The 22,449-nt window shown below is 61.6% G+C and carries 19 protein-coding genes and 2 tRNA genes; 14 read left to right on the top strand and 7 right to left on the bottom strand.

The features are described 5' to 3' along the window. Positions 1–44 precede the first annotated feature (44 nt). Complete coding sequence (locus J2T60_RS07295) at positions 45–710, top strand: esterase/lipase family protein (RefSeq protein ID WP_253447479.1); 666 nt, start codon at positions 45–47, stop codon at positions 708–710. Positions 711–755: 45 nt separating this feature from the next. After that, positions 756–1,517, top strand: coding sequence for a DUF3429 family protein (locus J2T60_RS07290; protein ID WP_253447476.1), 762 nt, complete (start codon positions 756–758; stop codon positions 1,515–1,517). Here the strand turns inward: J2T60_RS07290 and mutS are convergent. Continuing rightward, a complete protein-coding gene (gene mutS / locus J2T60_RS07285; RefSeq protein ID WP_253447473.1) occupies positions 1,514–4,108 on the bottom strand; it encodes a DNA mismatch repair protein MutS in 2,595 nt (864 codons plus the stop codon). The two genes, J2T60_RS07290 and mutS, sit on opposite strands and share 4 nt — an antisense overlap. 127 nt (positions 4,109–4,235) lie before the next feature. Here mutS and J2T60_RS07280 point away from each other — a divergent pair, with 127 nt between their 5' ends. From J2T60_RS07280 to J2T60_RS07245, 8 genes are all read left to right on the top strand, one after another. Further along, positions 4,236–4,739: a CinA family protein gene (locus J2T60_RS07280; protein ID WP_253447470.1), complete on the top strand. Its 504-nt coding sequence runs from the start codon at positions 4,236–4,238 to the stop codon at positions 4,737–4,739. A 45-nt stretch (positions 4,740–4,784) separates the two neighbouring features. Then, positions 4,785–5,309 carry an RNA 2',3'-cyclic phosphodiesterase gene (gene thpR, locus J2T60_RS07275; protein WP_253447466.1) on the top strand — a complete coding sequence of 175 codons (525 nt, stop codon included), beginning with the start codon at positions 4,785–4,787 and terminating at the stop codon, positions 5,307–5,309. A gap of 217 nt (positions 5,310–5,526) precedes the next feature. Continuing rightward, positions 5,527–6,597 carry a recombinase RecA gene (gene recA / locus J2T60_RS07270; RefSeq protein WP_253447463.1) on the top strand — a complete coding sequence of 357 codons (1,071 nt, stop codon included), beginning with the start codon at positions 5,527–5,529 and terminating at the stop codon, positions 6,595–6,597. Between the two features lie 87 nt (positions 6,598–6,684). Further along, complete coding sequence (locus J2T60_RS07265) at positions 6,685–7,170, top strand: regulatory protein RecX (protein WP_253447461.1); 486 nt, start codon at positions 6,685–6,687, stop codon at positions 7,168–7,170. A gap of 411 nt (positions 7,171–7,581) precedes the next feature. Further along, the gene (alaS, locus tag J2T60_RS07260) at positions 7,582–10,218 is read left to right on the top strand and encodes an alanine--tRNA ligase (protein ID WP_445376044.1); all 2,637 of its coding nucleotides are present in this window, start codon (positions 7,582–7,584) and stop codon (positions 10,216–10,218) included. A gap of 247 nt (positions 10,219–10,465) precedes the next feature. After that, a complete protein-coding gene (gene csrA / locus J2T60_RS07255) occupies positions 10,466–10,666 on the top strand; it encodes a carbon storage regulator CsrA (protein ID WP_253447458.1) in 201 nt (66 codons plus the stop codon). Between the two features lie 98 nt (positions 10,667–10,764). Beyond that, positions 10,765–10,854: transfer RNA gene (locus J2T60_RS07250), tRNA-Ser, on the top strand. Positions 10,855–11,122: 268 nt separating this feature from the next. Continuing rightward, positions 11,123–11,199: transfer RNA gene (locus tag J2T60_RS07245), tRNA-Arg, on the top strand. A 255-nt stretch (positions 11,200–11,454) separates the two neighbouring features. Here J2T60_RS07245 and J2T60_RS07240 read toward each other — a convergent pair. Then, on the bottom strand, positions 11,455–11,703 hold the full coding sequence (locus J2T60_RS07240) for a hypothetical protein (protein WP_253447455.1): 249 nt from the start codon (positions 11,701–11,703) through the stop codon (positions 11,455–11,457). Positions 11,704–11,831: 128 nt separating this feature from the next. On the opposite strand from J2T60_RS07240, the gene J2T60_RS07235 reads away from it, so the two are divergent. Next, positions 11,832–13,004, top strand: coding sequence for a UbiH/UbiF/VisC/COQ6 family ubiquinone biosynthesis hydroxylase (locus tag J2T60_RS07235; protein ID WP_253447452.1), 1,173 nt, complete (start codon positions 11,832–11,834; stop codon positions 13,002–13,004). Positions 13,005–13,231: 227 nt separating this feature from the next. Here the strand turns inward: J2T60_RS07235 and J2T60_RS07230 are convergent, their stop codons facing one another. The 5 genes from J2T60_RS07230 to J2T60_RS07210 form a co-directional block, all read right to left on the bottom strand. Further along, a complete protein-coding gene (locus J2T60_RS07230) occupies positions 13,232–13,567 on the bottom strand; it encodes a 4a-hydroxytetrahydrobiopterin dehydratase (protein WP_253447449.1) in 336 nt (111 codons plus the stop codon). A 53-nt stretch (positions 13,568–13,620) separates the two neighbouring features. After that, the gene (gene phhA, locus J2T60_RS07225) at positions 13,621–14,460 is read right to left on the bottom strand and encodes a phenylalanine 4-monooxygenase (protein WP_253447446.1); all 840 of its coding nucleotides are present in this window, start codon (positions 14,458–14,460) and stop codon (positions 13,621–13,623) included. A 128-nt stretch (positions 14,461–14,588) separates the two neighbouring features. Beyond that, positions 14,589–15,845, bottom strand: a complete 1,257-nt coding sequence (gene ispG, locus J2T60_RS07220) for a flavodoxin-dependent (E)-4-hydroxy-3-methylbut-2-enyl-diphosphate synthase (protein WP_253447443.1) — start codon at positions 15,843–15,845, stop codon at positions 14,589–14,591. Between the two features lie 326 nt (positions 15,846–16,171). Then, complete coding sequence (locus tag J2T60_RS07215) at positions 16,172–17,374, bottom strand: MFS transporter (RefSeq protein ID WP_253447440.1); 1,203 nt, start codon at positions 17,372–17,374, stop codon at positions 16,172–16,174. A gap of 132 nt (positions 17,375–17,506) precedes the next feature. Then, on the bottom strand, positions 17,507–19,291 hold the full coding sequence (locus J2T60_RS07210; RefSeq protein ID WP_253447437.1) for a DUF885 domain-containing protein: 1,785 nt from the start codon (positions 19,289–19,291) through the stop codon (positions 17,507–17,509). Between the two features lie 148 nt (positions 19,292–19,439). Between J2T60_RS07210 and gcvT the strand changes: the two genes are divergently transcribed. From gcvT to gcvPA, 3 genes are all read left to right on the top strand, one after another. Continuing rightward, positions 19,440–20,531 (top strand): glycine cleavage system aminomethyltransferase GcvT, encoded by a 1,092-nt coding sequence (gene gcvT, locus J2T60_RS07205; RefSeq protein WP_253447434.1) that lies wholly within the window; start codon positions 19,440–19,442, stop codon positions 20,529–20,531. Positions 20,532–20,574: 43 nt separating this feature from the next. Next, complete coding sequence (gene gcvH / locus J2T60_RS07200) at positions 20,575–20,964, top strand: glycine cleavage system protein GcvH (protein ID WP_253447431.1); 390 nt, start codon at positions 20,575–20,577, stop codon at positions 20,962–20,964. Between the two features lie 79 nt (positions 20,965–21,043). Further along, on the top strand, positions 21,044–22,417 hold the full coding sequence (gcvPA, locus tag J2T60_RS07195; RefSeq protein WP_253447428.1) for an aminomethyl-transferring glycine dehydrogenase subunit GcvPA: 1,374 nt from the start codon (positions 21,044–21,046) through the stop codon (positions 22,415–22,417). Positions 22,418–22,449: the final 32 nt, after the last annotated feature.

Raw genomic sequence — 22,449 nt, 5'->3', positions numbered from 1 at the left:
GATCAGAGCTTCCTTACCCATTTTAGCCCTTTAGGCAGATCCAAATGAGCCGAGAAACGGCAACGGAAGCCAATGACACTGTCGTTTTCATTCATGGCCTGTGGATGACCGGCTTGGAAATGTTCTTTCTGCGTCGCATGGTCCGGGATGCCGGTTATGACACCGAGCAATTTTCCTATCGGACCATGGCCGGCACTCTGGATGAAAATGCCCATAGCCTGAAGCACTTCCTGGAAAGCCTGAACGCGCGGCCAATTCACCTGGTGGCCCATAGCCTGGGTGGTCTGTTAAGTCTCTATCTGTTCAATGAGCTCAATTACCACACGGATGGCAAGCTGGTGTTTCTGGGCTCACCGGTGCGTGGTAGTCAGGCGGCCCGGGCCCTGGCCGACAAGCGGATTGGGGAGATGATTCTGGGGCGAAGCGGCCAGCAGGGTCTGCTGCAGGATAGTCGTCCCGAGTGGCGGCATGCCAACCCTCTGGGCATTCTTGCCGGGACCCGGGGCGTGGGGGTGGGTGCCGCCATGAGTGATCTGGAGAAACCCAATGACGGGGCGGTGGCGGTGTCTGAGACCCATATTCCCGGAGCCAGTGACCGCATTGAACTGGATGTCACCCATGCCAGCATGCTCATGTCCCGGGCGGTGGGCGATCAGGTCATCCATTTCCTTCGGACATCACGCTTTGATCACGAGGCTGACGCCGAGTAAGCCTGCCAAGCATGCCTCAAAGCCGGGCGGACAGGAGGAATCAGCATGTCCAGTCATGAACAAGCCATTGAAGAGATGCTGCATTCAGCGGATGTAGTGGTGTTCTGTTCCCGCATTACCGAGACCGATTTGCTGGAGGAGGCTGCTCGGGAACGAGGGCAGCGGTACCGAGAGATTCGCATGGGCATGGGAGATGCCAGCATGCGCGAGCGTTTCCATGTCCTGCAGACCATGACCGGCCAGAAGACATTGCCTCAGGTCTTCGTCAACGGGGAATTCGTGGGTGGGCTGCGCGCCTATCTGGGCAAGGCTTCTGATAGAGGCGCCGTCTTGGATGCCGAGGGAGAGGGCTGGGTCAAGGGATTGGGTTACGCCGGTCTTCTGCCCCTGCTGTTTGCTCTCATTGCCATGGCGTGGAATGTAGTGCCCGCGGCTGGGACCCTGTTGCCGGATAGTGGCTTTTTTCTCAAGTGGTCAGCGGCGTATGCCGCGGTCATTCTGAGTTTTCTGGGGGCCACGCATTGGGGCATGGCATTGTCACTGGGGGGTGGCGCCCATGGGAAGAGACACTTTATTGCCGCCGTCATACCTTCGCTATGGGCCTGGCTGGCATTGCTGAATCCCGATCTATTGGCTCTGCCCATGCTGATCGGCGGCTTTATGGCCTGGTGGCTCTACGAACGCCAGGTGGCCGCCGATCTTCAGCTCCCAGCTTGGTACCGTCGCTTGCGCTCGCAGCTTAGTGCCGGCGTGATCCTCCTGCTGTCCCTGACCTTCATGTTGGCCCTTCTGATACGGCAGTTTTAGTCGTCCTTCAGCTTGTCGTGCAGGGCATAGATCGCTTCCAGGGCCTGTCGCGGGGTCAGCTCATCCGGGTCGATGGACTTGAGCTCTTCCCGCAGGGCATCGTCGTTTCGGGAGACTTTCTGGGTATGTGCTTGCTGCGGCGGCGCTGCCGATTGAAACAGGCCCAGCTGAGGCTGTTGCGCGCCCAGTGATTGGCTTTCCAGTTCCCGCAGGTGAATCTTGGCTGAATCGATCACACTGCGGGGTACCCCGGCGAGTGCTGCCACCTGCAGACCATAACTCTGGTTGGCCGGGCCTTCCCGGACCTGATGCAGAAAGACCAGCTTATCCCCATGCTCGGTGGCATCCAGATGCACATTGGCACAGGCCGGCAGCTGCTCGGGCAATTCGGTGAGCTCGAAGTAGTGGGTGGCGAACAGGGTGTAGGCACCGATCTCCCGGGCAATGTATTCCGCGCTGGCCCGGGCCAGGGAAACCCCGTCATAGGTGCTGGTGCCCCGGCCGATCTCGTCCATCAGGACCAGGCTCTGGTCGGTGGCATTGTTGAGGATATTGGCGGTCTCGCTCATCTCCACCATGAAGGTGGATTGCCCGCCGGCCAAGTCGTCCGAGGCCCCGATGCGGGTGAAGATGCGATCCATGGGACCCAGACGGGCGGCATCGGCAGGCACGAAGCTGCCCACATGGGCCAGGATGGTGATCAGGGCCACCTGGCGCATGTAAGTGGACTTGCCGCCCATATTGGGGCCGGTGATGATGAGCAGGCGTCGATCGGCATTCATGGCCAGATCATTGGGCACGAAGGCATCCTCGATCACCTGTTCCACAACCGGGTGTCGGCCGCCTTGGATTTCCAGGCAGGGTGCATCCAGCAGCTCCGGCATCACCAGGTTCAAGGTCTCGGCCCGTTCCGCCAGACAAGTCAGGACATCCAGCTCGGCCAGGGCGCCAGCGGTCGCCTGCATGCCGGCCAGATAATCCAGCAATTGCTGCAGCAGCTTTTCATAGAGGGCCTTTTCCCGGGCCAGGGCCCGTTCCCGGGCACTCAAGACCTTGTCCTCGAATTCCTTTAGCTCCGGGGTGATATAGCGTTCCGCGGCTTTCAGTGTCTGGCGCCGCTGGTATTCAGTGGGCACCTGATCGGCCTGGGCCTTGGTGACTTCAATGAAATAGCCATGCACCCGGTTGTAGCCGACCTTGAGGGTGGTGATGCCGGTGCGTTCCCGTTCCCGTTTCTCAAGATCCACCAGAAAGCCATCGGCATTGCTGGACAGGCGACGGAGCTCATCCAGTTCTTCGTCAAAGCCCTCGGCGATTACCCCGCCATCCCGAATCACCACGGGGGGGTTGTCGATGATGGCTCTTTGCAGCAGCTCTGCTACCGGGGTGGGGTCGCCCAGGTCCCGGGCCAGTTGCTGGAGCAGGGGCGAGTCTTCGGATTCAATGGCGGCACGCAGGGCCGGCACCTGGGCCAGGCTATCCCGCAGGCGCGATAGGTCCCGGGGTCGGGCCGAGCACAGGGCTACCCGGGCCAGGATCCGTTCCACATCACCAATGCCCTTGAGCCGTTCGGCCAGGGCCGGGTGGCTCTGGCCGGTGAGCAGGGTATCGATGCACTGGTAGCGGGCCTTGAGGGTCTGGCGATCCCGCAGGGGGCGATGCAGCCAGCGGCGCAGCAGGCGGCTGCCCATGGGGGTGGCGCTGCGATCCATGACACCCGCCAGGGTATGTTCATGGCGGCCGCTGAGACTACGGTCAATCTCCAGATTGCGCCGGGTGGCCGCATCCATGATTACGCTGTCTTCCCGGCGTTCCACGGTCAGGCCCCGGATATGGGGCAGGGCGGTACGCTGGGTTTCGCGTACGTACAGCATCAGGGCCCCGGCGGCGGCCACGGCGCGCGGGCGATCCTCACAGCCGAAGCCGGACAGGTCCCGGACCTGTAACTGCTCACACAAAAGCTGATGACCATTGCCGGCGTCGAAGTGCCAGGGCGGCCGGCCACGCGCGCCATTCTGCTCCCGGACATAGCGAGGCCAGCTGGCGTCCTCGTCAAACAGCAATTCGGCCGGGTGCAGGCGCTCCAGCTCCGCGGCCAGGGATTCCTCGCCTTTTCCTTCCTGAAGACTGAAACGACCGCTGGTGAGATCCAGGCTGGCCAGGCCCCAGCCCGTCTCCGATTGATGCAGGGCGCAGAGGAGATTGTCCCGCCGTTCCTCCAGCAGGGCCTCGTCGGTGACCGTGCCCGGGGTGATGATGCGGACCACCTTGCGATCCACCGGACCCTTGCTGGTGGCCGGGTCACCCACTTGCTCACAGATGGCCACCGACTCGCCCAGGCGAACCAGCTTGGCCAGATAGCTCTCTGCCGAGTGATAGGGTACGCCAGCCATGGGAATGGGTTTGCCCGCGGATTCACCCCGTTTGGTCAGGGTGATATCCAGTAATCGCGCCGCCCGTTCGGCGTCCTCGTAGAAGAGCTCATAGAAATCGCCCATGCGATAGAAGAGCAGAATGTCCGGATGCTCCGCCTTGACCTTCAGGAACTGGCGCATCATCGGTGTATGACCGGCGAACTGCTCCTCGCTCATGGTGATGTATGTCCTGTGTTGAAACGGTGGATCTGGGTTTTGGGCATGGGTCGAGCATCCTATGGTCGCATCGGCCCGCTGACAAGTCATGGTCTCGGTTGGACTAAATCCGGTAGTATCAGCTGCCATGAATCAATCCGATGCCCTTGATGATGCCGCCCTGAATCGTCTGGCCGTGAAGCTGGGGGACGGACTGGCGGAACGAAAGCTCACCCTGTCTCTGGCCGAATCCTGCACGGGTGGCTGGATTGCCAAGTGTTTGACGGATGTGGCCGGCAGCTCGGCCTGGTTCGAATCTGGCTGGGTGAGTTATTCCAACCGGGCCAAGCAGGAGGAATTGTCGGTGGAAGCCGAATTGCTGGCGCGCCACGGGGCGGTATCCCAGGCCGTGGTCAAGGCCATGGCCGAAGGCGCCCGCCGTCGCGCCGGCAGTGACTGGGCTCTGGCGGTGAGCGGTGTGGCCGGGCCGGGTGGGGGCAGCGCAGACAAGCCGGTGGGCACGGTCTGTTTTGGTCTTGCCCTGGATGAAGACGCGCGGGCCTGGACTAAGTATTTCCAGGGCGAGCGGGAACAGGTGCGGCGGGCCAGTGTGGCCTGGGCCCTGCAATGCTTGCTGAATCATTTGCCATAAACCAAGAACGAGTCGGGGTGGACCCGCTGACAAGGGAGATTCGGTTTGACTAAAGAGCGATTATTCTTCGCCCTCTGGCCCAGCGACAACATTCGCGAGGCCTTGCGCCCGGCGGCCGATGCCGTCCGCGATGCCGCTGCGGATGGGAAGACCGTCTCCCAGGACAAGCTGCATATCACCCTGCGGTTCATGGGCAGTCTGGATGCCGATCAGTGGAAGGCGGCCGAACTGGCGGCCAGCCGGGTACGGGAACGGTCCATCGATCTGTTGCTGGACCGGGCCGGTTACTGGCCTCAAAGCCGGGTGCTCTGGATTGGCTGCGGCGAGGTACCGGACGCCCTGCTGGGCCTGGTGGCCGACCTCAATACCGAGCTGGGGGGGGAAGGTTTCGAGCTCACCGGGCGGCCCTATCGCCCCCACGTCACCGTGGCCCGAGGCGTGACAGACTGTGCCGAACTCCCGCCCATTCGCCCCATTCACTGGGAACCGGCCCATTTTGTCCTCGTGCGTTCGCAGCTGGGCGCCGGCGACCCGAGCTATGAAATTGTGGGTGAGTGGCCCATCCGCTAGCTGCCCATTGGACCGACGCCTCTTGTCATCGACTACTGTATATATGTACACTCTTGTTCGGGCGTCTGACGGCAGGCGTCGATATTGGCCGACGCGCCAATGAGTCGACCGCTGGTCCATCGGGGCTTTCAGCCGCCGAGGACCGAGTGGGATAATGCCGACTCGAATTCAATCTGCCCGGCCCGGTCCGGGTGACAGCGACCTCATGGGGGTTTCGATGGACGAGAACAGAAAGAAGGCACTGGCCGCGGCCCTGGGCCAGATCGAGAAACAGTTCGGCAAGGGCTCGGTCATGCGCATGGGCGATGGTGCCGATTTCCGGGATGTCTCCGCAATCTCCACCGGCTCCCTTGGCCTGGACATGGCCCTGGGTGTGGGTGGTTTGCCCAAGGGGCGGGTGGCCGAAATCTACGGTCCGGAATCCTCGGGTAAAACGACCCTGACCCTGCATGTGATTGCCGAATGCCAGAAGCAGGGTGGTACCGCAGCCTTTGTGGATGCCGAGCATGCCCTGGATCCGGACTATGCCGAAAAACTGGGCGTGAACCTGGATGATCTGCTGGTCTCCCAGCCGGACACCGGTGAGCAGGCCCTGGAAATTTCCGACATGCTGGTCCGCTCCGGCGCGGTGGACGTGGTGGTGGTGGACTCCGTGGCTGCGCTTACGCCCAAGGCCGAAATTGAGGGTGAGATGGGGGATTCCCATGTGGGTCTTCAGGCCCGGCTCATGTCCCAGGCCCTGCGCAAGCTCACGGCCAACATCAAGCGTTCCGGTACGCTGGTGGTCTTCATTAACCAGATCCGGATGAAGATCGGGGTCATGTTTGGCAGTCCCGAGACCACCACCGGGGGCAATGCCCTGAAGTTCTATTCCTCGGTCCGCCTGGACATTCGCCGCATCGGGGCCATCAAGAAAGGTGACGAAGTGCTGGGCAATGACACCCGGGTGAAGGTGGTCAAGAACAAGGTGGCGCCGCCTTTCCGCCAGACCGAGTTCGAGATCCTCTATGGCCAGGGGATTTCCCGGGAAGGTGAAATCATCGATCTGGGTGTGACCAATGGCCTGGTGGACAAGGCCGGCTCCTGGTACAGCTACAAGGGCGACCGCATCGGCCAGGGCAAGGATAATGCCCGCCAATTCCTCAAGGACAACCCGGAAGTGGCCCAGGAAATCGAGGCCAATCTGCGTGAAATGCTGATGCCGAAGAAAAAGCCCCGGGGTGAAGAGGCGGCCGAGAAGGACGCCGAGGCGTCCGCTAAAAAGACTGAAGCTTCCTCCGAGAGTTGATGTCCGCAGATACGGCCCGGCCCCTGACTCAGGGGTCGGGCCGTTTTGTCTGAATCAGGGTTCTTCCTCCGGCTCGAGTGAACAGGCATGTCTGACGCTGATGAGAATGCCGACAGCGAGAGCAAGGCGCGGGAATTTGCCGTCCGGCTGCTGTCGCGTCGCGAGTATGCCCGTCAGGAACTAGCTCAACGGCTACGCCGCAAAGGCTATGGCCGGGACACCATCGACGGCGTCCTGGATCGTTTGGAAGAGCTGGATTATCTCAATGAAGACCGATTCGTGGAGCATTTTGTCCGCACCCGGGTGGATCGCGGCCAGGGTCCCATGAAGATTCGGGCCGAGCTGATGCAGCGGGGCGTGGATGGTGGACTGATCGACCGGGCCATCGCCACCGCCGATTGCGATTTCGGCCAACTGGCCGCCGCCGCCCGCCAGCGGCGCTTCGGCGATGAACGCCCCGATTCCCTGGAAGAAAAGGCCCGCCAGGCCCGCTTCCTCGCCCAACGCGGTTTCACCGCCGACCACGTCCGCACCGCCCTCGACACCGACCCCGAAGAGCTGGGTTTGGAATAGCCGGCTTCTTAAAAGCCGACACGAAGGACACGAAGGGGGCGGACGTGTGGGTGACGGCGATATAGAGACGCCTCTGAATCGGCAGGGCTTGGTTTTTGTGACACAGAGGACACAGAGAATCCACGGAGACCACAGAGAAAAACAAAGGCTTTGCTCTGCGCCCTCTGCGGATTCTCTGTGTCCTCTGTGTCAAAATTCCAAGCTAAGAATCGCCCCGACATTCCTATTGCCCCATGCCAATCCCACCCTTCGTGCCCTTCTGCCTTTCTTCGTGTCCTTCGTGTCTGATTTTCAAACCCTCTAACCCCCACACCGAGGCAATTTCCACCCGCAAGGTTGCAAAGGTCGCAAGAGGGCCCGGGCTGCAGGCATAATAGAGGGCTCAAATCCTGATTGATGCCCAACTGAACCATGTCCCAGACCATGCCCAATACCCAGATGACTATCAGTACCAAGGAACTGCGCCAGCGTTTTTTGAGCTTTTTCGAGGAGCAGGGGCACACCATCGTGCCGTCCAGCCCCCTGGTGCCCCAAAACGATCCCACGCTGCTATTTACCAATGCCGGCATGGTGCAGTTCAAAGAAGTCTTTCTGGGCCGGGACAAGCGGGAATATGCGCGCGCGACCACCTCCCAGCGCTGCGTGCGGGCCGGGGGTAAGCATAATGACCTGGAAAACGTCGGCTACACTGCCCGCCATCACACCTTTTTCGAGATGCTGGGCAACTTCAGCTTCGGCGATTATTTTAAGCGCGAAGCCATCGACTATGCCTGGCGCTTTCTCACCGAAGAGATGGGCCTGCCGGCGGATAAGCTCTGGGTCACGGTCTATGAAGAGGACGATGAGGCCGCCGACATCTGGCTGAAGGAGATCGGTGTCAGCCCCGATCGTTTTTCCCGCATCGGGGCCGAGGACAATTTCTGGTCCATGGGGGATACCGGACCCTGTGGGCCCTGCTCGGAGATCTTCTACGACCACGGGCCGGATGTGCCCGGCGGACCCCCGGGAACCCCGGAGGAAGACGGCGACCGTTATGTGGAGATCTGGAACCTGGTCTTTATGCAGTATGACCGGGGTGCCGACGGCAAAATGAAACCTCTGCCGGCCCCCTGCGTGGATACCGGCATGGGCTTGGAGCGGATTGCGGCCGTCCTGCAGGGTGTACACAGTAATTACCAAACGGATTTGTTTCAGAACCTGATTCGGGCCGCCGCTGAGGCCGTGGGCGGGGAGCAGGACCTCTCCCATGATTCCTTGAAGGTTATTGCCGATCATATTCGGGCCTGCGCCTTTCTGATCGTCGATGGCGTGCTGCCCTCTAATGAAGGGCGGGGCTATGTGCTGCGCCGGATTATTCGGCGCGCCGTGCGCCATGGTTTCAAGCTGGGTGCCCAGGGGGCTTTCTTCCATAAACTGCTGCCGGCGTTGGTGGCCGAGATGGGCGAGGCTTTCCCCGAGCTGGCCCGACACCAGGACGAGGTAGTGCGTGCGCTGAAGCGGGAAGAACTGAAATTCTCCGAGACCGTGTCCCAGGGTATGGGGCTGTTGGAAGCGGTGATCCAGGATCTGGATGGGGAAACCATCCCCGGCGAGACCGTGTTCAAGCTCTATGACACCTATGGCTTCCCGGTGGATCTGACCGCCGATGTGGCCCGGGAACGGGATCTGGACGTGGACCATAAGGGTTTTGAGGCGGCCATGGCCAAGCAGCGGGATCGGGCCCGCGCCGCCAGCCGCTTTGGCGCCAGTCACGACAGCATCCCGGATGTGGATGCCGAGACCGAGTTCACCGGCTACGAGCAGACCGGCCATGCCGCCAAAGTCACCCATATCTTTCGCGATGGCGATGCTGTGGAGACCCTCTCCGCCGGTGAGTCCGCCGTGGTGGTGCTGGATGCCACGCCTTTCTATGCCGAAGGCGGTGGCCAGGTGGGTGACAGCGGCCTGATCGAAAGCGAACGGGGCCACTTCCGGGTGGAGGACACCCAAAAGCAAGGCAGTGGCGCCCATGCCCATGTGGGCACGCTGGAAAGTGGAGCGCTGCGCGTGGGTGAGTCGGTGCAAGCCCGTATCGATGCCCGCCGGCGAGCGGCCATTGTGCGGAACCACTCGGCCACCCATTTGCTGAATGCGGCTCTGCGGGAAGTGCTGGGCGAGCATATTGCCCAGAAGGGTTCCCTGGTGGCCCCGGATCGCCTGCGCTTTGATTTCTCTCATCCGGAGCCGGTGGATGCGCAAGCACTGCGCCGTATTGAAGACCGGGTCAATGAACAGATCCTGGAAAACGTGGCCGCCGAAGTGCGTCACATGCCCTTCGACGATGCCGTTAAGGCCGGTGCCCTGCACTTGGCCGGCGAGCATTACAGCAGTGATGTGCGCACCCTGCGTTTCGGCGATTTCTCCATGGAGTTGTGCGGCGGGACCCATGTGGCCCGGACAGGTGATATCGGCGCCTTCCGCGTTATCCACGAAGGGGGGATTGCCGCCGGCGTACGCCGCATCGAGGCGGTGACCGGTGAAGGCGCCATTGAATGGATGCGGGATGCCGATCAACGCCTGAACAAAATTGCCAGCCTGCTGCGTTCGGACCGGGAAGAGACCCCCGAGCGGGTCTCCCAGCTGTTGGATCGCCAGAAAAAGCTGGAGAAGGAATTGGAACAGCTGCGCGGCAAGCTGGCCAGCGGTACGGGCAATGATCTGAGCAGCCAGGCCAAGGAGATCAAGGGCATCAAGCTTGTCTCCGCCCGTCTGGACGGCGCCGATGCCAAGGCCTTGCGCGAAGCTGTTGATCAGCTCAAGAACAAGCTGGGTCAGGCTGTGGTGGTGTTGGCCACGGTGGATGAGGGCAAGGTCCGTCTAGTTGCCGGTGTGACCAAAGCGGAAAGCAAGCAGGTCAAGGCCGGCGAACTGGTGAATATGGTGGCCGGCCAGGTTGGAGGTAAGGGTGGCGGTCGTCCGGATATGGCCCAGGCCGGTGGCACGAATCCCGAAGCCCTGGATGGGGCGCTGGAATCGGTGGAAGCCTGGGTGCGGGAGAAGCTGGCTTAAACGACCATCGCTCAAAGTGCGTCCATTTATCTGGGAATGCCCGCTGGAGGTGGTAAAAAGCCGCCGATTGCTGTTTAATCACGGACCCGTTTAACTTATAGCGGGTCGAAAGCCAGTAGAGACCGGTATTAACCGGCGAAAAAAGGGGGTCGAGAAGTGACTTCCCGAGTGCGTGGGGCGGCGGTGCTGGATGGCGTTGACCGACCCCGATAAGGTGATTGAGTGTCCAAGGGACGAGGAGTACACCATGTTGATTCTTACCCGGCGTGTTGGTGAAACCGTCATGATCGGTGATGAAGTCACCGTGACCGTGCTCGGTGTGAAGGGTAATCAGGTCCGTATCGGGGTGAACGCACCCAAGGATGTGGCCGTGCACCGTGAAGAGATCTACGAACGCATCCGCCAGGAAAGCGAAGGCGGCGAGAACTCGGATTCAGAGAACGCTTAAATGCCGTCAGGTCATCCGGCCTCCGTGGCAGGCCTTTACCTGACCCCCCGGAAGTCGGTATGATTCGCGTTCTGTTTCGCAGCGCAAGCGGAACTCCCGGAGAGGTGGCTGAGTGGTCGAAAGCGCTCCCCTGCTAAGGGAGTGAGTCCTAACGGGCTCCGAGGGTTCGAATCCCTCCCTCTCCGCCAGATTAGATGGAGCCATCGGATTATCGGTGGTTGGCCAGGGTAGACGAGGCCCTTATTCGAACCCGATAGAGGGTTCGACAAATCTGCCAGGAGCAGATTTGGACTTTCGCGATCAGCGAAAGGCCCGGAGCGAAGCGGAGGGCGAGGCCCAGGACGGGCCGAGCAATCCCTCCCTCTCCGCCAGATTAGGTATTTGACGGATCGACCCCATTTCCGCATAATGCGCCGCTTTCGCGCATTGCCCACGGGGCGATCCGAACAAGCAAGAGGGGCTGTAGCTCAGTTGGATAGAGCGTTCGGCTACGAACCGAAAGGTCGGGGGTTCGAATCCTCCCAGCCCCGCCATAAAAAGAACCCCGCCGATAAGGCGGGGTTTTTTTATGGCTGATTGATGGAGCCTTCGAACCCCCGACCTTTTCAAGCAATCCGGGGGTTCGACAAATGCGTCTGGAACGCATTTGAGCTTCCGCCGAAGGCGGAAGGCCCGGAGCGAAGCGGAGGGCGAGGCCCAGGGACGGGCCGAGCAATCCTCCCAGCCCCGCCATAAAAAGAACCCCGCCGATAAGGCGGGGTTTTTTTATGGCTGATTGATGGAGCTTACTAGTGGGTTCTGGGCCAGTCGCTGTCGTCCTGCTCGCAGGCGATCAGATATTCCTCCAGCTGCCGCTTTTCCACCGGTCCGCACAGATCTCCGGGTAGTAGCTCATATAATGCCGCCGCCACCGCCGCTTCCCGGGGGGTATTCTTGGCATGGACGACCTTGTCAAACAGTTTGGGATCGATCTCATGTTTGAAGCCGAGAGCCTCCGCGGCATCTCGGCGAATGGAGCATTTCCAGTTTCCACGCATGACAGCCTCCTCCGTGTTGGCCTGGATATTGAAGTGTAGGACAGGTAGTTCGTGTTCGCTGTAGGAGAATGCTGATTTTTAATCGGGCCTGCTGGTCTTGAGCCTGCGCTCGCCGTAGGATGTCCGGCATGCGAAATCACTACGATATTGCGGTCGTGGGCGCAGGCCCCGTTGGGGCCACCGCGGCCCTGGGCTTGGCCGAACAGGGTTATTCCGTGGCGCTGGTGGATGCCCGTCCCCGCCAATCACCACCTGAGCCGGATGTCCCCATGGACTTACGGGTTTTTGCCGTCTCCCGGGCCTCTCAACGGTTACTGGGGCGTCTGGGGGCCTGGGCCGCGATTGCCGCGGGCCGGATCAGTCCGTATCGGCGGATGCGGGTCTGGGATGCCCATGGGGGAGTGAGCTTCGATGCCGCCGATGTGGCGGAACCCGACCTGGGCCATATCATTGAGAACGCTGTTATTCAGGGTGCGCTGCATGAGCAATTGGCCGGCCAGGAATCGGTCCATTGGTATGCGCCGGATCGCTTGTCCCAATTGACCCTGGAACCGGAGGGGGCCTTGCTGCGGCTGGAGCAGGCCGGCCGTCTCCGGGCTCGTCTGGTGGTGGCCGCCGATGGTGGCCAGTCCCTTTGTCGTCAGATGGCAGGCATCGGCGTGACGCCGGTGGATCATGAACAGAAGGCCCTGGTGGCTCATATCCGCTGTGAGCATTGGCACGGCGAGACCGCCCGCCAGCGTTTCCTCGAAACCGGTCCCCTGGCGCTATTGCCGCTGGCGGATGGGCGCTGCTCCATTGTCTGGTCTACCACACCGGCCGAAGCGGAGCGCCTTCAGGGCTTGTCTCCGGAGGCCTTCGGCCGTGAGCTGACCTTGGCCAGTGAAGGGACCCTGGGGGCCTTGATGCCTGATACAGAGCGTGTGGCCTTTCCGCTCTGCTCCCGCTATGCCGATCGATACATCGACGAGCGTCTCGTGCTGGTTGGCGATGCCGCCCACACGGTGCATCCCCTGGCGGGATTGGGCATGAACCTGGGACTGAAGGATGTGGCCACCCTCCACGCGGTACTGGACCGGGCCAAAAGGCACGGCCATGATCCCGGTGAGCGTGCGGTTCTGCGCCGCTATGAAAGGGCCCGGGCACCCGACAACCGATTCATGCTGCATGCCCTGGATGGCATCAACCGCCTGTTCCGCAGTGATACGCCGGGCGTGGACCTGATGCGGGGCTGGGGCATGAAGCTCTTTAATCAGAGTGGGCCCATCAAGCGGGAAGTGATCCGTCGGGCCATGGGGTAGGGCAGCTACAAGCTTCAAGCGACAAACAGGCATTGCCGAGTGAACAGATTGCCTGTGGGGGCGGAATGCTTGCCGCGATAAAGACCTGGGCATAGCCCTGTCGCGGCAAGCATTCCGCTCCCACAGGTTTGCGTGTTACACAAAGCCATGGTCGCGGCTTCCCACAAAAAAGCCCCGCCAGCAGGCGGGGCTTTTCAGCTTGCAGCTTGTGGCTTGCAGCTTGAAGCTTATTTAAAAAGCGCATCCACTTTGGCGGCGCAGATGAAGTCGTTGATGGACAAGCCGTCAATGGCGTGGGTCTGCCAGTTAAGTTCGCAGAAGTTGAAACCCAGCTTCACATCCGGATGGTGACCTTCGGCATTGGCAATCCAAGCCACGGCGTTCATAAAGCCCATGGTCTTGTTGAAACCTTTGAACTTGAAGGTCTTGCGGATGGTCTTGCCTTCATCCACGATTTCCCAGCCTTCATCCAGTTCCTTGAGATGCTTCTCGGCTTCGGTCTTGTCGAAAGGCTTGACGCCGCCTTCGCAGGGGGCGCAGTGCTGTGCGGTCAGATCGGACATCAGCTAATCCTCAATTTGGGTTCATGGAAAGGAATGGTGTTTCCAGTGTTTGATCAGGACGCTTCCTTCAGCATTTTCTTGAAGCGTTCCTGTTTTTCTTCCGGCAAATCGTCGAAGGGGAAGTTGGGGGCATGCATGCCCTTGCGCTTGGCTTCTTCCACCATGCCCATCATGTCCTGATGGGCCACGTTAAACAGATCATCCAGGCTGTCGATGACGAAATAGGTGCGCTGATAGATGTCGATGCGGTAGGGCGTACGCATGCACTCCACCGGATCGAAGGGTTTGCGCACCGGTTCATCACTTTCCACCGAGTAGACGGTCTCGCCCGGTGAGGACACCACCCCGGCGCCGTAAGTCCGGAGACCTTCTTCGGTATTGATCAGGCCGAATTCCACCGTGAACCAGTACAGGGCCGCCAGGTATTTTCGGTCTTCCTTGCTGGCTTGGAGCCCGGCCTTGCCGTAGGCGTGGGTGAAGTCGGCAAAACGCTGGTCGGTCAACAGGGGGGTGTGGCCGAAGATTTCGTGAAAGATATCCGGCTCCTGCAGGTATTCCATTTCCTCGCGGGTGCGGATGAAACTGGCCGCGGGGAATTGCTTGTCCGCCAGCAGGGCAAAGAACTTGTCAAAGTTGATCAGTGCCGGCACCGGCGCCACGGACCAGCCGGTATGATCCCGCAGTACTTCAGAGACTTCCGTGCACTGGGGCACCCGGTCTTCCGGGAATTCCATGCGCTCCATGGCTTCCAGCCAGATGGGCGAGGCACGGCCCGGCAGGACCTTTTTCTGGTTCGTGATCAGCTCGTGCCAGATCTGATCCTCTTCCTCGGTGTAATGGATGTAGCCATTTTCATCCGGGACTTTGGCCGCATATTTCGTGTCCTTACCCATGAGATCACCTCCCACAAAACTGTGTTTCGGCGAAGCGGTTTTCCCGCTGCCCGCCCAGAAATCGGTACTTCGGCCTGTGCGCGATCTCTTACCGAGTTGGACCGGCCTCCCATTGGCCGCGTTCCTCCTTAGCCGGCTTCCCGCGCCCCGGCCTTGTCTTTGCGTTGCTCGTTTTTGCTGCGGTAATGGTTGTCGATATACCGCTGAACGCGCGCCTGGAAATCGGCGGCGATATGGTCACCCTTTAGTGTGACGGTTTTCTCGCCATCTTCAAATACCGGCGCCACGGGCCGTTCCCCCGTGCCGGGCAGGCTGATGCCGATATTGGCATGTCGGGATTCGCCGGGGCCGTTTACCACGCAGCCCATGACGGCCACCTGCATCTCTTCCACCCCTTCGTATTCCTCGCGCCAGCGGGGCATCTGCGCCCGAATCCAGCTTTCGATGTCCTGGGCCAGTTCCTGGAAAAAGGTGCTGGTGGTCCGTCCGCAGCCGGGGCAGGCCACCACCTGGGGGGTAAAGGAACGCAGGCCCATGCTCTGGAGGATTTCCTGGGCCACGATCACCTCCCGGGTGCGGGCGCCGCCGGGCTCCGGCGTCAGGGAGATCCGAATGGTGTCGCCAATGCCTTCCTGCAGCAGCACCGAGAGGGCGGCGGTGGAGGCGACAATCCCCTTGCTGCCCATGCCGGCCTCGGTGAGGCCCAGGTGCAGGGGATAGTCGCAGCGGTCCGCCAGCTGGCGGTAGACCGTGATCAGGTCCTGCACCCCGCTCATCTTGCAGGACAGGATGATCTTGTCGCCGGCCAGGCCCAGCGCCTCGGCCCGCTCGGCGCTGCCGATGGCGGACTGGATCATGGCTTCGAACATGATGTCCCGGGCCTCGCGGGGCTGGCTGGCGCGGGCGTTTTCATCCATCAGGCGGGTGAGCAGATCCTGGTCCAGGCTGCCCCAGTTCACGCCGATGCGCACCGGCTTGTCGTGCTTGATGGCGATCTCGATCATCTGGGCGAACTGCGGGTCCCGGCGGGAGCCCTTGCCCACATTGCCCGGATTGATGCGCAGCTTGGCCAGGGCCGCCGCGCATTCGGGGTATTTGCTCAGGAGCTTGTGGCCGTTGAAATGGAAATCCCCCACCAGGGGCACATCCATGCCGCGGGCCTCCAGCCGGGCCCGGACCTCGGGCACGGCCCGGGCGGCGGCCTCGTTGTTGACGGTGATGCGCACCACCTCGGAACCGGCCTGGGCCAGCTCGGCCACCTGCTGGACGGTGGCATCAATATCGGCGGTGTCGGTGTTGGTCATGGACTGGACCATCACCGGCGCGCCACCCCCCACGGGATGGCCGCCCACCATCACTTGTCTTGTCTCGCGCCGCTGAATCATGGGCACCACTGCTCCTTAAACTGAACCTGACATTCTACCGCAGGGGAGGCCGCGAGTTGAAAACTCACTCCGGTTGCCAACGATTTTTTCTGGAAAATCAAGCGCGAAGGACACGAAGAAAGGCAGAAGGACACGAAGAGGGCATTAAGTGCCGGTCCAGGATGAACCGGTAGGAGCGGATTTATCCGCGATTGGCTAGCGGATGGCACTATGGCGGCTTCCGGCAATGGTCGCGAATCAATTCGCTCCTACAACCAGCATCCCAACCGAGAAGTTACACCTTCGTGCCCTTCTGCTTTTCTTCGTGTCCTTCGTGTTCGACTTTTTCATCGATGCCAGTGGCGATCGAGGAGGATCAGGGGCAGGAGGAAGACGAAAATCACCAGCGCCAGGCCGGGCAGGGCCCAGCCCAGCAGGCCGGCGCGGATGGCGCCATCGATCATGACGGCCCCGGCCAGGGGGCCCAGCAGGGAGGCCCAGCCATAGGCGGCGGAAAAGGCGGCATTGGCCTTGGGCAGGGCCTCGGAGCGGACCCGGTCGCCGATCATCTTGAGACAGACCGGGTAGGTGCCGCCGCCGGCCAGGCCGATCACGGCAAAGCCCAGCAGAGTGGGCACGTATCCCAGGCCCTGCCAGGCGATCCAGCCGGTCAACCCGGCCCCGGCCAGGCCGGTCAGGGCCAGGGCGGCCAGCACCCGCCGGGCGCCAATGCGGTCGGCGAGCACCCCGCACAGGGGCTGGGCCAGCACCGAGGCGATCAGCATCACCCCGACGATGTTGAGAGTCTGGCTGCGGTCAAAGCCCAGACGCAGGCCTTCCACCGGGTAAATGCCGGTCATGCCGTTATCCAGAACGCCGAAGATGATGGCCCCGTAGAGACCGATGATTACCAGCCGCCAGCGCATGAAGCGGCCGCGCCGGCGGCTGGAATCGGTGGCCGGTTGCGGGCGGGGCAGGCTTCTCAGGCCCCAGCGGCAAATGGGGGCCACCACCACCGCCAGGAGACCCACGAGCCCGAAACACCAGAGCCCCAGCCAGGCATAGGCGGGTGCCGAGAGGAGTACCCCGCCGCCATAGCCCAGGCCCATGATGGTGCCGTAGGCGGCCATGGCCCGCCCGCGCAGATGGGGCCGAACGCCGCGCAGCAGGGCGGTTTCGGCTGCGACGAAAGTCAGGGCCGCAGCCAGACCCAGCAGAAAGCGGACCGGGAACAGCAAATATTCGGCCCAGAACAGGGCCAGGCCCAGGGCGGAAAAGCACAGGCCCTGTAGCAGAATGCCGGCCAGGGTGATCCAGCGGGGGCCCAGGCGCACCACCAGATTGCCGGCAAAGGGGCTTAACAGGGCAATGGCCAGCGACAGGGTGGCCGACACCGCCCCGGTGTAATACTCGGAAAAGCCCCGCTCTTCCAGAATCGAGGCCACCAGGGGCGCACTGGCCCCGAAACTTACCCCCACCAGGCCCATGGCTATGACCAGGGCGATGACGGCGGGGGCGGTCAGGGCTTGGCTTTCGTCGCGGGGTTGCACGGGAATTCAGCTCCAAGCTCCAAGCTACAAGCTGCAAGCCAGCCGCGCGGACCGGACGGCTTGGAGCTTGTAGCTTGAAGCTTGGAGCTCTCGGAAAAAATCCCCGGCCGTGGATGTGGCCGGGGTGCTTTCTTATTGACGCGCCTCGTCAATCCAGTCGTCGACGACCTGCTCGAGTACATCCAGGGGGATGGCGCCGTTGAGCAGGACCACGTCGTGGAATTCGCGGATGTCGAAGTCATCGCCCAGGGCCTCTTCGGCACGAGCGCGCAGTTCACGAATGCGTAGTTCGCCGATCTTGTAGGCCAGGGCCTGACCGGGCCAGGCGATGTAGCGGTCGATTTCATTGATGATGTCGTGCTCGGCCCGGGCGGCGTTGGACATGAAGAAATCAATGGCCTCGTCCCGGGTCCAGTCCATGGTGTGAATACCGGTATCCACCACCAGGCGCACCGCCCGCCACATTTCGTAGGTCAGCTGGCCGAATTCGTCATAGAGGGTCTCGTAGACGCCCATTTCATGGGCCAGCCATTCGGTGTACAGGGCCCAGCCTTCCACGAAGGCGGTGGGACCGCCATAGCGACGGAAGTTGGGGATGCCCTCCAGTTCCTGGGCCAGGGCGATCTGGAAATGGTGGCCCGGCACGGCCTCATGCACGCTCAAGGCCGGGATTTCCCATTTCGGCCGGGTATCCGGGCGATAGAGGTTCACGTAATAGAAGCCGGCCCGGGTGCCGTCCGCCGCCGGCCGGGAATAGTAGGCCGTGGTGGTATCCGGTGCGATGGAATCCGGAATCGGGCGGACCCCATAAGGCATGCGCGGCATGGTCTTGAAAAAGGGCGGCAGCAGGCCGTCGATCCGCTTGGATTCAGCCTTGTAATGCTGCAGCAGATCGTCCGGGTCCTCGTAGTAGAATTTTTCGTCCGTGCGCAAATAGTGCAGGAAGTCGTCGAAGTCTCCGTCGAACTCCAGCTCATCGATAATCTCCAGCATTTCCTCGCGGATGCGGGCGACTTCATCCAGGCCGATCTCGTGGATCTCCTCCGGCGTCAGCTCGGTGGTGGTGAAATCCCGGGCCCGCCAGGCGTAATAGGCTTCCCCATCCGGGAAATGACGTGCCCCCAGGGTCTCCCGGGCGCCGGGGATATATTCCTCGGTGAAAAAGGCATGGAAGCGTTGATAGGCCGGCAGCACCACATCCTTGATGGCAGCCGCACCGGCTTCGCGCAGGCGTTCCTGCTCCGATTCGCTGATCCGGTCCGGCATGTCCTTGAAGGGTTCGTAGAAGCCGCTCTCATCCGGATGCTCCACCAGCTGGCTTTCGATCTGGGGCGGAATCCGTTCGGCAATCACCTGGGGCAGGGTCCAGCCGGTCTCGATGCCCTCGTACATCAGGTCGATGGTCTGGTCCATGTAGTCGCCGAAGCCTTCCAGGCGAGCGATCCAGTCTTCGTAATCCGAGACATCATCCAGTGGCACCCGCCCGGCGGTATCGTCCGCGCTCTGGATGCCGCCGCGTTGATTGAGGGTGATCAGGTGGTGATCGAAATCGTGGCCCTCGATCCGACGCTCCAGTTCGGTGCGAAATAGATCGTAGTTGAGCTGCTCTTCCTCCGGCAGCGCGCTCCGGTCAATGGCATCCAGCCGGTTCAGGGCCTCCTGGTCGGCTGCCTGGCGGTCGGCCCGGGCCTCGTCCGAGAGATCCGGCCATTGATCATTCCAGCGTCGATCTCCCTGGGCGGAGGCGTAGGTGGGGTTTTCCCGCAGACGACGGTCCCACTCGTCATCAAAGAAGGTGTGAAGCTCGGAGACGGCCTCCCCGGCCGCCCCATTGTCATCAGTGGTGGCGCAGGCGGAAGCGAACAGCAGCAGCGCCAGCAGGGCTGTGATTCTCAGCCGGTGTGGGATTTGAGGCATGGTTCTCTCCTTACATTCCAAAAAGGCATGAATCCCGGGCCCGTCAGGGGCGGGGAAAGGGCTTTGCTCGTTGGTGCGCACCGGACGCTTCCGGTATCATGTCGGGCCTTCGATGCACACGAGTCAACAAGGATAACCAAGGACCCGTATGGGCAACAGAACTCCTCTCTACGATCAGCATGTGGCCCTCGGTGCCCGCATGGTGGATTTCGGCGGCTGGGACATGCCGGTCAATTACGGCTCCCAGATCGAAGAACATCATAAGGTACGCCAAGCGGCCGGTGTTTTCGATGTTTCCCACATGACGGTGGTGGATGTGGAGGGGCCGGGGGTCAAGACCTTCCTGCGCCGCCTGCTATCCAATGATATCGCCAAAATGAAGCAGCCGGGCCGTGCCCTGTATGGTTGCATGCTGGATGAGCAGGGCGGTGTCATCGACGATCTGATTACCTATTGGCGGGCCGAGGACCGTTATCGCCTGGTGGTGAATGCCGCCACCCGCGATAAGGATCTGGCCTGGATTCGCGCCCGGGCCGATGAAGCCGAAGGGGTGACCGTCAGCGAACAGGCGGATACCACCATGTTGGCGGTGCAGGGCCCCAAGGCCCGTGAGCGTGTGGCCGGCTTGCTGCCGGAGGCGCATCGCGAGGCGGCGCTGGCGATAAAGCCCTTCGGCTGTGGCGATTTTGACGATATCTTCCTGGCCCGGACGGGTTATACCGGTGAAGACGGTTTCGAGATGGTACTGCCGGCCGATGACGTGGTGTCCTTCTGGCAGGGCCTGATGGAAGCGGATGTGGCGCCCATCGGTCTGGGTGCCCGGGATACCTTGCGCTTGGAGGCGGGGCTGAATCTTTACGGCACCGATATGGACGAATCCGTGACACCGCTGGAGTCCGGTCTGGGCTGGACCGTGGCCTGGGAGCCCGAGGACCGGGACTTTATCGGGCGCAAGGCCCTGGCGGCCAAAAAGGCTGGGGGCGTGGCATGGAAATTTGTCGGCCTGATTCTGGAGGGCCGGGGTGTACTACGCTCTCATCAGGCCGTCGTCTGTGATGGCGGGGAAGGGGAAGTGACCAGTGGCAGCTATTCTCCCACCCTGGAGCGTTCCATCGGGCTGGCGCGGGTCCCCAAAAATTGCGGTGAGACGGTGGAAGTGGAAATTCGCAAACGACGTGTGCCGGCCAAAGTGGTCAAGCCACCCTTCGTCCGGCAGGGTGAAATCAAGGTCACCGTCTGAAGGCGGCGGCATCGATTCCAAACTGAACAAGGGAGATCAATCCATGAGCAAGGTCCCGGCTGAACTTAAATACGCAAAAAGCCACGAATGGGTACGGGTGGAAGACGACGGCACCATTACCGTGGGTATTTCCGACCATGCCCAGGGTGCCCTGGGGGATCTGGTCTATGTGGAAGCCCCGGAAGTGGGTGAAAGCTATGGTGCCGGTGATGCGGCTGCCGTGGTGGAGTCGGTCAAGGCGGCCTCCGATATCTACTGCCCCGTGGCGGGCGAAGTGGTGGAATCCCATGAATCCCTGGCCGATGAGCCCGAGCATGTGAATGAAGACCCCTACGGCGAGGGCTGGATCTTCCGCCTGCGCCCGGAAAAGCCGGAAGACGTGGATGGCCTGATGGATGCCGCGGCCTACCAGAAGCTCCTGGAAGACGAGTAATGCCAGTTTGACACCCGGCAGCCCTTGAGCTTGCCGGGTGTCATTACATCGTATTCATGACGAGAATTGGATAACGGCGATGCCTTTTATTCCCCATACCGAAAACGAAGTTCGGGAGATGCTGGACGCCATCGGCGTGGAAAGCATCGAGCAGTTGTTTGACGAGATCCCGGACAGCTTGCGTATTCACGACCTGCCCGGGGTGCCGGACTCACTGAGCGAGATGGCCATCTCCCGCCTCATGCATGAGCGCGCAGCCCAGGACGGTCATGCCAGCTGTTTCATCGGCGCTGGCGCTTATGAGCATCATATTCCGGCTGCGGTATGGGAGATCACCACCCGGGGTGAGTACTACAGTGCCTACACGCCCTATCAGGCCGAGGCCAGTCAGGGCACCCTGCAGCTGATCTACGAATATCAGTCCATGATGACCGAGCTTACGGCCATGGACGTTTCCAACGCCTCCCTGTATGACGGTGCCACGGCCCTGGCGGAAGCCAGCCTCATGGCCGTGCGGGCCAATCGCAAATCCAAGTCCCGGAAGATCCTCGTGCCCCGGAGCGTGCATCCCTTGTACCGCCAGGTGACCCAGGCCATCGCCGGGGCCCAGGAGCTGGATTTCCAGAGCGTGGACTTCGAACGGGAGAAGGGCAGCACGCCGTTGAGTGCCTTTAAGGCCCATGAGGGAGAAGACATCACCGCCGTGGTGATTCCCCAGCCCAACTTCTTCGGCTCCCTGGAGGAAGTTGATGCCATTACGGATTGGGCCCATGAGAACGGCGCTTTGGTGATTGCCGTGGTGAACCCCACCAGTCTGGCGGTGATTGAGCCGCCGGGGAACTGGGGTGAGAAGGGCGCCGATATCATGGTGGGTGAAGGCCAGCCCCTGGGTGTTCCCCTGTCCTCCGGTGGGCCCTATTTCGGGATACTCTGCTGCAGTCAGAAGCTGGTGCGCCAGATGCCCGGGCGATTGGTGGGCCGCACAGTCGATGAAGACGGCAAGGAGGGCTTTACCCTGACCCTGCAGCCACGGGAACAGCATATCCGCCGTTCCAAGGCCACCTCCAATATCTGCACCAACCAGGGCCTGATGGTCACGGCGGCCACCATTTACATGGCGCTGCTGGGCGCTGAAGGCCTGGCCCGGGTGGCGGCGGTCTCCCACCAGCGCACCCGCCAGTTGCGGGATGCAGTGAGCGAGCTGAATGGTGTCAATGGGGCTTTTGATAGCCCTTATTTCCATGAGACGGTGATCCGTCTGGACCGGCCCGCGGACAAGGTACTGGATGCCATGGCCGAGCGTGGCGTCCTGGGCGGCTTGTCGCTCAAGGACTGGTACCCGGAGCTGGGCGAGGCGATTCTGGTCTGCGCCACCGAGACCAAGACCGAAGACGATATTCGTGCTTATCGGGATGTATTGGGCGAGGTGCTCGCCTCGGTCAAGGCCGCCTGATAAGCCGCATTTGTGGCTGAAACCAGCCCGTT

Origin of the sequence: Natronospira proteinivora (assembly GCF_024170465.1) — a bacterium.
Lineage (GTDB): Bacteria > Pseudomonadota > Gammaproteobacteria > Natronospirales > Natronospiraceae > Natronospira > Natronospira proteinivora.
Note: the sequence above shows the minus strand (reverse complement) of the source record. Positions and strands in the feature narration are given on the sequence as shown.